Origin of the sequence: Butyrivibrio hungatei NK4A153 (assembly GCF_000424465.1) — a bacterium.
Taxonomy (GTDB): domain Bacteria; phylum Bacillota; class Clostridia; order Lachnospirales; family Lachnospiraceae; genus Butyrivibrio; species Butyrivibrio hungatei_A.
In genome coordinates, this window is the sequence record NZ_AUJY01000002.1 from 160,555 (window position 1) to 172,889 (window position 12,335).

Below are 12,335 nucleotides of genomic sequence, written 5' to 3' on the forward strand. Positions count from 1 at the left end.
AGCCGGTTGCTGAATCTTTTTATATGTATTGCATTAGATGCGATATATTTTGTATATGTATTGAATACCCTAAAGGTTAATGATAAAGTAATTAATGCGACAAAAATATTAAAAATGCATTATCATACTGCTCATGGGGGTATAAAAACATGAAGAAAAGATTATTATCTACAGGTGCGATGGCCATCACTGCTTTAGTGACAGTTCCGTTAGTTTATTGTTTCGGTTCTTATTTCGTAGATAAAACCGACAAAAACACTGATGACCTTGAAGTGGTATCAGAGTATTCGGATTCTGTTAAAATGGAGTCATCATATTGTGGAGGATTTGATTGGTGGAATTTCCAGCCACCGGTAAAGCCGGAATGTACACCGAAGCCTGAGTGCACACCTAAACCGGAATGTACACCGAAGCCTGAGTGCACACCTAAGCCGGAATGTACACCAAAGCCTGAGTGTACGCCTAAGCCGGAATGTACACCGAAGCCTGAGTGCACACCAAAGCCTGAGTGCACACCCACACCAGTTTGTACGCCCACACCTACACCGGAGCCTACACCCGCACCGGTATGCGAGCCTACACCTGCACCTACACCAGCTCCTGCGCCGGTTTGTGAACCTACACCAGCGCCTGCACCGGAGCCAACACCTGAACCTGAACATCATGAAGACAATGATAATCATGATAATGATTCAGATTCTACACCGGAGCCTACACCCGCACCGGTTGTAACACCACAGCCACAGCCTCAGCCTGTCAATGACACACCCGAGGTTAAGGGCGCTTCAAAGCCTAATGTGAAGGGTGCATATAAGCCTAATATGAAAGGTGCATATAAACCAAACGTATCTACATCAAAGTAATACAAAGTATTTTTTAGCATTTTAATATTTAATGAACCCTGTCCGATTTTCGGGCAGGGTTTTTCGATTCTTATGAATCATGTTGAGACAATGTACCGGGCTGGTTAGTTTTACTTACGCAAGTGCATTCTTGATGTCGGCGATAAGATCTTCTTTATCTTCAAGACCGCAAGACATACGTACGAGACCTGCAGGGATTCCTGCTGCTTCAAGCTGCTCGTCTGTGAGCTGTCTGTGTGTTGAGGTTGCGGGATTGAGGCAACAAGTGCGTGCATCGGCAACGTGAGTCTCGATAGCTGCAAGTTTAAGTTTTTTCATGAAGCTCTCAGCAGCGGCTCTTCCGCCTTTGAGCTCGAATGATACGACACCGCATCCGCCGTTTGGAAGATATTTCTTTGCGAGTTCGTAGTACTTGTCAGTTTCAAGTCCGGGATAGCTTACTTTTTCTACCTGAGGCTGCTCCTGAAGGAATTTTGCAACAGCAAGTCCGTTCTCTACGTGCTTAGGCATACGAACGTGAAGTGATTCAAGTCCGAGGTTAAGAATGAATGCATTCTGAGGTGACTGGATGCAACCAAAGTCACGCATGAGTTGTGCTGTACACTTTGTTATGAAAGCACCTTCCTGTCCGAATTTCTCAGCATATACAATTCCGTGATATGAATCATCGGGCTGTGTAAGTCCGGGGAATTTGTCGGCATGAGCCATCCAGTCGAACTTACCTGAATCAACGATAGCACCACCAACGGCTGCTCCGTGTCCATCCATATATTTTGTTGTTGAATGAGTTACGATATCTGCACCCCACTCAATGGGTCTGCAATTAACAGGAGTCGGGAATGTATTGTCTACAACAAGAGGAACACCGTGTCTGTGTGCTGCGTTTGCAAATTTCTCAATATCAAGAACGGTAAGAGCGGGGTTAGCGATTGTTTCGCCAAATACGGCTCTTGTGTTGTCCTTAAATGCTGCATCAAGTTCTTCATCGCTTGCATCGGGAGATACGAAAGTAACTTCGATTCCCATTTTAGCCATAGTCACGGCGATGAGATTAAATGTTCCGCCGTAGATGGAAGATGAGGCAACAATGTGACTTCCACATTCACATATATTAAATAACGCAAAGAAGTTAGCGGCCTGGCCTGAAGATGTGAGCATTGCGGCACATCCGCCTTCAAGAGCTGCGATTTTTGCCGCAACATGGTCATTTGTGGGGTTCTGGAGTCTTGTATAGAAGTAGCCCGAAGCTTCAAGGTCAAAGAGCTTACCCATGTCCTCACTTGTATCATATTTAAAGGTTGTAGACTGAATAATAGGTATCTGACGGGGCTCTCCGTTGCCCGGGGTATAGCCTGCCTGTACGCATCTGGTTCCGATCTTTTGCTGGTCCATAATATCCTCCTGAAAATGTTCAAAATAAAATCACCATATATATTACCACAATAAAGTCGTGTTTGCGATTAAACCACATGAAACCAGTTTGTAAATTATGTGAAAATATCTTTAAAATTGAAGCAACCATGCGATTATGGTACCATATTATTGTACGAAGCCAGTGTACATGCGGTTTTTTAAGTGTGCTGTCTTGTTGGGATTTAGAATTTTTATTGATTTATCATTAAAAATCAACAAGACAGCACACAAGGGGACAAATTCACGATTTCAGATTTGACAGGGATACGAATATGATTAAAAGAGTTTTACCATTAGTAATAGTACTTTCATTATGCCTGACCGGATGCGGCAGGATCAGCCTTGTTTCAGAAAGAAAAGCACCTGAAAAGCCGAAAAGACTTATTGTTTTGGTAAAAGAGCGTGACAATTCAAAAGCTTCTGAGGCTGAGTCAACAATCGTTGCAGAGTACGACGATTCTGAAGATTCTGAAGAATAATAATAAGGACATTTCATTCTTTTTTCAAAGTCTGTACAGACGATTAGAGAAGAATGAAATGTCCTTACTTTTTATATTATTTCATTTTATTTTTTGTACATAGGAATAGTCTTAAGCTTGTGAAGGTTTATGTTGTGGAGACGGTCAATCTTTTCTCTGACTGCGTCGTCTTCGCAAACTCCCGTAATTATGTATTTATCAAGAGTATCATAAGTAAATCCAAGCTTGTCTTCATCAGAGAGTCCGCATAATCCGTCCGAAGGAGTCTTGTGAATGAGTTCCTTTGGAAGTCCCAATGCATCTCCGATCATGCGCATTTCTGATACAAGAAAATCTGAGCAGGGGCTGAAATCACCTGCGGCATCACCGTACTTTGTTGAATATCCGACGTAGTCCTCAGACTTATTGCATGTATTTGCAACGCGGCCACCGTTTGGAAGTGACTGTGCGATAGCATACAGTGTTGTCATACGGATTCTCGGAGGTGTGTTGATGTTTGCATCATTTGACAGGGTTATTCCGGCTTCTTCGAGAGCTTTTTTCTCTCCGTCGACAGCGGGAGCGATGTTTACCGTGTATGTCTTGATATCGAGAAGCTCGGCGATTTTACGGGAATCGGCGATATCTTTCTGTTCACCGTTTGGCATCATAACGCCTACAACTCTGTCTTTGCCGAGGGCTTTAACAAGGAGTGCGGCAACGATTGTAGAGTCTTTACCGCCTGAGAGGCCGATAACGGCACTTGCGGTCTTTCCGTTTTTGTCAAACCATTCGCATATCCATTTTGTGATCTTTTCAATCTGTTCGTTCGGATCTATCTTAACTAAGTTTTCCATAATTCATACCTTCTCGTGAGTCATTCTCCAGTCGATACATCTCTGAAGATAATCAACATAATCGGGGTTCTTGCACATTCCTTTACCTTCAACGTCAGAGATCTTTGCAACATCCTGTCCGTTACATGCGGTTGTCTTCATAACGATGTTGAGCGCGGGAACCTTTGTGTCGTTTGCGATGTATGTTCCGATGCCGAAAGCAACTTTTGCTTTTCCTTTGAAGTGAGCGTTGATGTCGTTTGCACGCTTGAAATCAAGGCTGTCACTGAACAGGAGAGTCTTTGTTGCAGGATCGATTCCGAGACTCTTGTAGTGATTTATCATCTTTTCACCCCATTCGATCGGGTCTCCGCTGTCGTGACGAACACCTGAGAAAAGAGTTGAATAAGTTAGCTGGAAGTCGCGAAGGAAGCAGTCTGTTGTGATCGCATCGGTAAGAGCTGTTCCGTTGAGGATTCCGTATTCTTTTACCCAGTAGTCGAGAGCATACCAGTTGGAGTATGCGGGATTGTGTTTGTGATTGCCCTGGCCTACGCACATGATCCACTCGTGAGCCATTGTTCCTACGGGATTTACGTCGAGTTTTTTTGCTAAAAAGACATTTGAAGAACCGACAAATATTGAATTGCCGAGTTTGGAATCTTTAAGCTTTTTAACAGCAAGCTCCTGTGCTTCGGCTGAAAGTCTTCTTCTTAATCCGAATTCGCTGAAAGCGCCGATATTGTATGTGTTATCCGAAAGAAGCTTAATCTTTTCATCAAGTTTCTCTTCGAAAGAAGCCATGAGCTCCTTGTAATCATAAGCCATTCTGAAATAAACTTCGTTTACGATGGCAAGAGTTGGAATCTCGTACATGGATGTGTTAAGCCATGTGCCGTTTGTTTCGATGGTAAGTCCGCATTCTGCATCGGTGCCTATTGTGAAGTCTTCATATCTGGGGTGCCAGAGACGAAGGAAGTCTACGTAAGATTTTTTTATCCATGTGACTTTGGAAAGGTAATTGAGTTCGTCTTCCTTGAATGTGAGATTACAGTAAGCAAGAATCTGATTCTTGACCTCATCCACCATCTCCTTGGTGAATTTTACATCCTTGTTCCTACACTTGAATGTCCATGTTGTAGTGTAGTCAGGGAAGTTGTGATAAATTGCCTGGCCCATTGAAAACTTGTAAAGGTCTGTTTCCAGAAGGCTTTGAATAATATTTTCCATAATTGGCTCCTTTTTTGTATTCTAATACATTATTTGAGTTTTCCCGCTGATCTTAGGTATTCGAGAAAAACGCTGTTTATTTCGCTTTCATGTACGTTTGGATTGTTTCTTATCTCTGTTCCGGAGGTCTTTATCACCTGCCTGTCAACAAGAGTAAAAGTGTGATTGGGATATATTTCTCCCAATTTGTCGACGTATGAAGGCTCGCCCGTATACCAGGTAAAGTGTGCGCTGTCAGGACTTATGCCTGCATTGGTAAAAAGTTCGTCGCCCCAGAGCACCCAGTTTTCATGGGTAAAAGTTCCGTCGAGACCGAGTTTTTTGTCATCAATCTTAATTACAATGACGCGGTCTTTCTCATTTTCATACATCTTTTCAACAAGGCGTATTCTTGTCTCGAAGTCGATAAAGTCGCGGCCTCTGTCAGTCTGATAACCGCAGACGGCGAGAATGATCTTGTCATTTTCATCAAGAGCTCTTTTTATCAGGGACTCGTGCCCTTTGTGCATCGGTATGAAACATCCGAACACAATTCCAATATTTATCATTTCATTTCCTCTTGGTATTTCGTTTTGGGTATTATATCACTTTTTTGTCAGGATTCAAAAGAAAGGTAAAAAGTATGTTAATATGTACATAGTTTATTTGATTTAGACTGGCTGAAGGAGAATATGCATGAGTTCGAAAGACAGAGTGCTGGATTTTTTGGAAAAAAATAAAGAGGATTTTATCTCGGGAGAATTCATGGCGGAGAGCCTCGGACTGTCCAGAACCGCTGTGTGGAAGGCAATAAAGGAGCTTAGAAATCAGGGATACGTGATTGAGGCGTCCAGCAAAAAAGGATATATTCTGGGAACATCGAACGATATAATCTCTGAGTCGGGGATTATTGCTGAGCTTTCGGCATATTCTGAAAAAGTTCCTATAGGGAAAAAAGAAAAGATTTATAGCACGATCGTTTCATCACACGGCATGATACATATACATGAAACGCTTGATTCAACCAACAGAACCGCAAAGGAGCTGGCGATAGCGGGAGCGCCTGGCGGAACGGTGGTCATTGCCAAGAGTCAGACCTTGGGAAAAGGAAGGAGAGAGCACGAGTTCTTTTCTCCCGAGGGCGGAATTTATATGAGTATCATTCTGACTCCCGAAATGCTTCCAAGTCTTGAACCCGACGTTATTACAGCGCTTGCGGGTGTTTCTGTTTGCAAAGCGGTGCAGGATTTATGCGGGATTATGGCGAAGATAAAGCCTGTGAACGATCTATTCGTCGATGGTAAAAAAATCTGCGGAATCCTTACAGAGTCGGGAGCCGAGTTTGATACGGGAACGGTGCAGTGGATCGTTATCGGGATCGGTATAAACTTTGATTCCGATATGAGTCAATTTCCAAAAGACTTGCAAAGCATAGCGGGAGCGCTTTTTGAGCCCGGAAAATCTACGGTGACAAAGAACGGGCTCATCGCGAGGATTATTTATAATCTGTTTGCGCTTGCGAACGCGAATACGGATGAAATCAAGATGGAGTTTAACAACAGACTGATTGAAAATCATATGACTTTTTAGAAGCGTTTTGTTCAAAAAAGTCATGATGCAAGGATTTTAGATGTATACAATCAAAAAAAATCTATGTTTTATTCTGCGATTTCATATCCGAGCGCGCGGATGTTCTCAAGGTCTTTTTCCAAAGAGACACCCTTTACGGTCAGCATGTCCCCTGAGATTGTGGCATTGGAGCCTGATCTGAAAAATGATATTCCCGCATCTTCAATTATGTCTCTTCCTGCCGCAAAGCGGATCTCGGAGTGTGGAAGGATGAATTTGAAGACGGCTATGATTCTTCTTAGTTCATCTTCGGACAGATAAGGATAGGATTCCAGCGGAGTTCCTTTGATGGGCTTTAACATGTTGATAGGCACGGATTCGGGATTTACTTCTCTTAAAGCAAGTGCCATGTCAATCCTGTCTTCCCAGCTTTCTCCGACGCCGAAGATTCCTCCGCTGCAAAGTTCAAGTCCTGCTTCATGGACAAGTTTCATTACTTTTATTTTTTCATCGGTAGTATGCGTAGTACATAACTTTCCAAAGTATGAGGGGCTTGTTTCAATATTGTTATGCACGCGTTTAACGCCGGCTTTCTTTAATTCTTCCAAATCTTCTTTTGATAAAAGCCCCAGAGATACGCAGGGGATAAGGTTTGTCTCCGATACTATTCCTCTTACGTTTTCACATATTTGCGCAAGTTCTTCACGGCTTACTTTTCTTCCCGATGAAACCTGGCAGTAGTGTGTTATTCCGGTTTTGTTACGCTTCTTTGCGTCAGCGACAACGTAATCTGTATTCCTGACTTTATATTCGGGGATATCTGCATTTGAACAGCTCGACTGAGCGCAGAATTTACAGTTCTCTGGACAACGTCCGCCTTTTACACTCATGATGGCGCACATATCAAAATTGTTTCCGTTATTCTTTTTTCTTATCTCATCTGCGGCAGAAGCGAGTTCTTCGAGGTTTGCGTCTACAAGAAAAAGAGCTTCTTCTTTTGTAATACTTTTATCGTTTAATACTTTCTCTTTTAATTCATTTACAGTCATAGTTTATCTCTCCCGTTAGTGTTGCGAATAATTGCAAATGTCATGAAAGCATTATGCCATTGTGGTTATGCTTACCAATTGAATTTTAGTATAAGCGATAAAAAGATATTGTCAACCAATTAATTTAAAGAGGTTGACAATGAGAATACAGGAATATATACTTCCTAAGGTACGTGTTTATAAATGTATTTTTTGAAAAAGATAAATCATAGGAAAAAACAATATCAGACAGAATGAAAGAAGGACAAATCATGAACGAGCAGAGTAATAAGACCAAAAGACTTGTAGTAAGTGCGCTTTTTGCAGCACTTTTATGTATAGGCGCATATATCAGTGTTCCGCTTCCGATTCCCGGAGCACCGCATATAACTATGATAAACTTTGTGCTTTTGCTTATCGCTTTGTTATTTAGCGTCGGAGAGTCATTTTTGATCGTTACGGTATGGATGCTTCTTGGAGTTGTAGGCATTCCGGTATTCATAGGAGGAAAGGGTGGCATAGGCTATCTCATTCAGCCATGGGGAGCTTATACATGGGCGTTTATTGTTGTAGCGGTACTTATTCCACTTATCCGCGGAAAAGCCTACAATCGAATCAGATATACCGTAAGCGCGGTCATTGGCGTTGTGGTCATAGATATTATCGGAATGATCTATCTTATGGCAATGTCGCATTATGATTTGCTGACAGGCTTCACAATGGGATTTGCACCATTTATAGTTCTCGACCTTGTCAAAGCAGTCGTGGCAGCCCAGATAATACCCGCATTTAAGAAGGTTCTTAAATAAGCGGAGTTGTTGCGCCGGCAGCTTTGGAGCAGATCTTTTCACTAAACGGCATGAAATGCTCCTACTTATAATAAGTTTTTTATTTATGAAAAGATAATATTTTTAATCTTCCTTGTGAGCGGGCCTGTACCGTAATCGTAGCGTTGGACCATCATGAGGAAGGTAGTGTTGGTCTCGGGATCGTTTGAGAAGTGTGCACCAAGCCATCCGTCCCATCCGTATTCCCCTTTGTTGGCAATGAGAGAAGCCTGCCTCGGATCATCCAAAACGCGCATGAGATTTCCGTAGGTGTAGCCCTCGAGTCCCTGCCATTTCTGAAGGTCGAGTTGCTGAGTCCCGTTTAGTTTTCCGGAAGTCAGATACTTTACACTGTTAGGGGTAAGGAGCTGCTTGCCTTCATATGTTCCGCCGTTTAGGAGCATCTGTCCGAAATGTGCGTAATCATCTATTGTTGAGAAAAGACCTGCTCCGCCTGATTCAAACGGATTGGGATCACCGTTGTTTCTAATGGCAAGATGGTCACCGGAGTACTTGCAAAGCTTTCCTTTTGTGAATCTGTATGCTTTTACAAGGCGGTCCTTCTTGCTATCGGGAACATAGAAATCAGTGTCTTTCATATCAAGTGGCTCAAGGATTCTTGATCTTACAAAGTCTCCAAAGCTCATTCCCGAAGCTTTCTCTATAACGGCACCGAGAACGTCCGCACTTGTGCCATATTGGAAATGACTTCCGGGTATGAAATTAAGAGGGATCTTTCCAAGTTCTTCCGCAAATTCCATTGTAGTCATCATCTTATCCGATCCGAGTTTTTTCTCCATCTTGTTCATGAGACGGCCGACTTCAACTTCGGAAGCGGTATTGAGTCCTGGATATACGAGCCCTGAAGTCATGTTAAGGAGCTCGCGTATTCTCATTTTATTTTCTTCCGGTACTTTATGAACCTTGTCTTTGGAAAGATAAGTCTGCTTGTTATAGCTTTCAATGTAGTTGCCGACGGGCTCGCCAAGGTCAAGGATTCCGTCTTCTATGAGCATCATGGCGGCAGTCGCTGTTATCGGCTTTGACTGTGAATATAATCTGAAGATATTGTCGCGACCGATCGGAATATTGTTTTTTATATCGGCATAGCCGCTTTTTGCAAAAAAGATTTCTTTTCCATCCTTTATCTCAAGTGCGATAACGCCTGCTACTTCCTGATTCTCAACGGCTCTGTCCATGCACTCTTGAATAAGTTTCTGCTTGTCTCTCATAAATATCTTTCCTTTCATAAGTAATGACTTTTAAATATTGTAATATGAAATGCTTATGTCTGCCTATAAGATGTCAATATTATACAAAATAAAGTTTGAATAGCATAATGGAATTATCAAAGGAGTACAAAAAACTATGAAAAACATACTTGCGTTTGGTGATTCGAATACATGGGGGCTTATCCCCGGAACAAAGGAAAGATATCCCGATGAGATTAGATGGACGGGACTTGTTCAGAACAAACTTAATGATACAAAAATAATAGAAGAGGGACTTTGCGGAAGAACAACCGTATTTGAAGATGAGATAAGACCTTTCAGAAAAGGTGTCGATACACTTCCCCTTATTCTTGAGAGTGCTTCTCCTTTAGACGGAGTAATAATCATGCTCGGAACAAATGACTGCAAAACATACTACCATGCCAACCCACATGTGATAGGAAAAGGCCTCGAGCGTTGCATAGAGGAGATTGAAAAATATGTATCGCCTGAGAAAGTTTTGGTCGTATCGCCCATTCACCTCGGCGACGATGTGTGGCAGCCCACAAAGGATCCGGAGTTTGACACGGATTCTGTGAACCGCAGTAAAGAACTCGCAAAAACTTACAAGAAGATTGCGGAAAAAAGAGGAAACACTTTCCTTGCGGCTTCTTCATATGCTTCACCCAGTAAGCGCGACGATGAGCACCTTGATGAAAAAGGTCATGAGGCGCTTGCTACCGCTATATCAAGTAAGATCAAAGCTATGCAGATCTAAGGAAATACCGAATAAAATAAATGCAAAATGGTGCCAAGTTCAGATAACTGATATATAATTTACCTATCATACATGATGTAGGTACAAAAAAGAATTTGTATATCATCATAGAAATTATTATCGGAGAATATTATGGAACAATTGGTATCAAATTTGCTGATTTACGGCGATCAGCCTCAAAACTCAATATTAATGCAGCTTGCGTCTGTTTTTAAGGATTTTCACTCAAATGATTATGATAAGACAGACCTGACGACAAGAATATATAAACAGATAAAAAGAATTCTTGAGTTGGGAACAGATTATGCTTTTGATAAAAACTTATGGCATAACTATCTGACATATCTTCTGATCATGCAGGAAAATCCTTTTTCTTTGACATGTGAAAAAGTCGGAAGCAAGGACGGAAGCGTAAATCATTTTGCAAAGAGTGATTTTGGCGTTTTCAAAAAACTTTTTGAATATGATTTCTCAGAAATAGAAGATGCGCTTGAGATAGATTGTTTTTCATACATAACGGATTATAAGGCAATTGAGAAGCCTGAGCTTATGTACAATCACAACGTAAGCGAAAAGGTGAGAAGCCTTTCTGAAAAGCTTGAAAATGCTAAGGATGAAAATGCTTTTTTTGATACCGTAACGAATTTTTACAAGGAAATCGGTGTTGGCGCATTCGGTCTTAATAAGGCGTTCAGATTAAATGAGGGAAACGACGGAAAGATTCTTTTCTCATCAATAAACAACATGGACAGTGTTGTGCTTGACGACCTTGTGGGATATGAAATCCAGAAGAAGAAACTTGTTGAAAATACCAAGGCATTTGTTGAGGGAAAGAAAGCGAACAACGTACTTCTTTTTGGTGACAGCGGTACGGGGAAATCGACAAGTATAAAAGCTATAGTAAATGAGTTTTACAGCGACGGACTTAGAATGATCGAGATATATAAGTATCAGTTCAGGCTGTTATCCGGACTTATTTCGCAGATCAAGAACAGAAACTATAAGTTTATTATTTATATGGACGATCTTTCTTTTGAAGAAGATGAATCCGATTATAAGTTCCTCAAAGCGGTTATCGAAGGTGGCGTTGAGACAAGACCCGATAATATCCTTATTTATGCGACGTCAAACAGAAGGCATCTCATCCGCGAGACTTGGAGAGACAGGCATGATGTTGAACAGAATGCTGATATTCATCACTCGGATACAATGGAAGAGAAGCTTTCGCTTGCAAACAGATTTGGTGTGACGATCGGCTATTATAAGCCTTCAAGACAGGAATATTACGATATTGTCAAAAAATTGGCAATCAGGAATAAAATAGATATGAAGGAAGAAGAATTGTTTAGAGAGGCAGACAGATGGGAAATGAACCACGGCGGCATCTCCGGTCGTGTTGCGCAGCAGTTTATTAACCATTTGCTTGGCATGTGATAACAAGAGACTTACGGAACCCATTTAAGATTGGGACAGCCTATTGCACAGCCGCTTAAATAGTTGTTTCTTACTTCACATGCTGCGTTTCTGCAATCACTGCATTTGAAAGTGTAGTGATAGGAGTATCTCTTTTTACAGAATTTACAGCAAAAGGGCATGTTACTGTTGCGGGCATTAAATGTACGACCGCAGCCTATGCAGATTTTTGTGGTATTATGTGACATGGTAAACCCTCCTTTAGGTATTAATATTATCTTTTTAACGCAGGATTTATTCAATTAAAATGCTATAAAATGATAATTAAAATATGATGTATGGTGAATGTTATGCATGAAATGAGTTACGTTACGAAAATAGTGGCGATGGCGATGGACTCGGCAAAAGACAGCAAGATAAAGAGTATTCATGTTCTTGTCGGTAAGACGAGCGGAGTGTTGCCATATTACTTAAATAAGTATTTTACAAAAGTCGTGGAAGGCACACCGCTTGACGGAGCTGAGCTGATATGCGAAGAGGTTCCTGTTAAAGCGCTGTGCGAGGAGTGCGGAAAAGAGTATTTTCCCGATAAGAGCAACAGATATTTATGCCCTAATTGCGGCGGGAAAAAGGCAAAGATAATAGAGGGCAAGGACATAGTGATAGAGAGTATAACAGTTGAAGATTAAGAAAAGAGAGGTCTTATGGGCCTCTTTTTTGGGATGGAGAA

At 41.6% G+C, this 12,335-nt stretch carries 14 protein-coding genes; 7 read left to right on the top strand and 7 right to left on the bottom strand.

The features are described 5' to 3' along the window. Positions 1-149: 149 nt before the first annotated feature. Entirely contained in the window at positions 150-863 is a 714-nt protein-coding gene (locus G628_RS0103580) for a hypothetical protein (RefSeq protein ID WP_026655972.1), read from the top strand. A 114-nt stretch (positions 864-977) separates the two neighbouring features. On the opposite strand, the gene G628_RS0103585 is transcribed toward G628_RS0103580, so the two are convergent. Then, positions 978-2,255, bottom strand: coding sequence for an O-acetylhomoserine aminocarboxypropyltransferase/cysteine synthase family protein (locus G628_RS0103585; protein ID WP_026655971.1), 1,278 nt, complete (start codon positions 2,253-2,255; stop codon positions 978-980). 293 nt (positions 2,256-2,548) lie between these two features. Between G628_RS0103585 and G628_RS0103590 the strand changes: the two genes are divergently transcribed. Beyond that, positions 2,549-2,755 carry a hypothetical protein gene (locus tag G628_RS0103590; protein ID WP_026655970.1) on the top strand — a complete coding sequence of 69 codons (207 nt, stop codon included), beginning with the start codon at positions 2,549-2,551 and terminating at the stop codon, positions 2,753-2,755. Positions 2,756-2,841: 86 nt separating this feature from the next. On the opposite strand, the gene nadE is transcribed toward G628_RS0103590, so the two are convergent. The 3 genes from nadE to G628_RS0103605 are packed head-to-tail and all read right to left on the bottom strand — an operon-like array spanning position 2,842 to position 5,348. Next, entirely contained in the window at positions 2,842-3,591 is a 750-nt protein-coding gene (nadE, locus tag G628_RS0103595) for an NAD(+) synthase (protein ID WP_034500602.1), read from the bottom strand. A gap of 3 nt (positions 3,592-3,594) precedes the next feature. Then, positions 3,595-4,800, bottom strand: coding sequence for a nicotinate phosphoribosyltransferase (gene pncB, locus G628_RS0103600; protein ID WP_034500605.1), 1,206 nt, complete (start codon positions 4,798-4,800; stop codon positions 3,595-3,597). A gap of 29 nt (positions 4,801-4,829) precedes the next feature. Beyond that, positions 4,830-5,348 carry an adenylyltransferase/cytidyltransferase family protein gene (locus G628_RS0103605; RefSeq protein WP_026655967.1) on the bottom strand — a complete coding sequence of 173 codons (519 nt, stop codon included), beginning with the start codon at positions 5,346-5,348 and terminating at the stop codon, positions 4,830-4,832. Between the two features lie 127 nt (positions 5,349-5,475). On the opposite strand from G628_RS0103605, the gene G628_RS16305 reads away from it, so the two are divergent. Then, complete coding sequence (locus tag G628_RS16305; RefSeq protein WP_034500606.1) at positions 5,476-6,369, top strand: biotin--[acetyl-CoA-carboxylase] ligase; 894 nt, start codon at positions 5,476-5,478, stop codon at positions 6,367-6,369. A gap of 68 nt (positions 6,370-6,437) precedes the next feature. Here G628_RS16305 and bioB read toward each other — a convergent pair whose 3' ends face one another. Beyond that, a complete protein-coding gene (gene bioB / locus G628_RS0103615; protein ID WP_027208474.1) occupies positions 6,438-7,397 on the bottom strand; it encodes a biotin synthase BioB in 960 nt (319 codons plus the stop codon). Positions 7,398-7,630: 233 nt separating this feature from the next. On the opposite strand from bioB, the gene G628_RS0103620 reads away from it, so the two are divergent. Beyond that, positions 7,631-8,185 carry a biotin transporter BioY gene (locus G628_RS0103620; protein ID WP_242827161.1) on the top strand — a complete coding sequence of 185 codons (555 nt, stop codon included), beginning with the start codon at positions 7,631-7,633 and terminating at the stop codon, positions 8,183-8,185. 83 nt (positions 8,186-8,268) lie between these two features. Here the strand turns inward: G628_RS0103620 and G628_RS0103625 are convergent, their stop codons facing one another. Beyond that, positions 8,269-9,435 (bottom strand): serine hydrolase domain-containing protein, encoded by a 1,167-nt coding sequence (locus G628_RS0103625; RefSeq protein WP_027208475.1) that lies wholly within the window; start codon positions 9,433-9,435, stop codon positions 8,269-8,271. Positions 9,436-9,571: 136 nt separating this feature from the next. On the opposite strand from G628_RS0103625, the gene G628_RS0103630 reads away from it, so the two are divergent. Beyond that, positions 9,572-10,192, top strand: a complete 621-nt coding sequence (locus tag G628_RS0103630) for a GDSL-type esterase/lipase family protein (protein WP_026655963.1) — start codon at positions 9,572-9,574, stop codon at positions 10,190-10,192. 132 nt (positions 10,193-10,324) lie between these two features. Next, entirely contained in the window at positions 10,325-11,626 is a 1,302-nt protein-coding gene (locus G628_RS0103635) for an ATP-binding protein (protein ID WP_027208476.1), read from the top strand. An 11-nt stretch (positions 11,627-11,637) separates the two neighbouring features. On the opposite strand, the gene G628_RS0103640 is transcribed toward G628_RS0103635, so the two are convergent. Beyond that, complete coding sequence (locus G628_RS0103640; protein ID WP_026667152.1) at positions 11,638-11,853, bottom strand: hypothetical protein; 216 nt, start codon at positions 11,851-11,853, stop codon at positions 11,638-11,640. 90 nt (positions 11,854-11,943) lie between these two features. Between G628_RS0103640 and G628_RS0103645 the strand changes: the two genes are divergently transcribed. Next, on the top strand, positions 11,944-12,294 hold the full coding sequence (locus tag G628_RS0103645; RefSeq protein ID WP_242827162.1) for a hydrogenase maturation nickel metallochaperone HypA: 351 nt from the start codon (positions 11,944-11,946) through the stop codon (positions 12,292-12,294). The last annotated feature ends 41 nt before the right edge of the window (positions 12,295-12,335 follow it).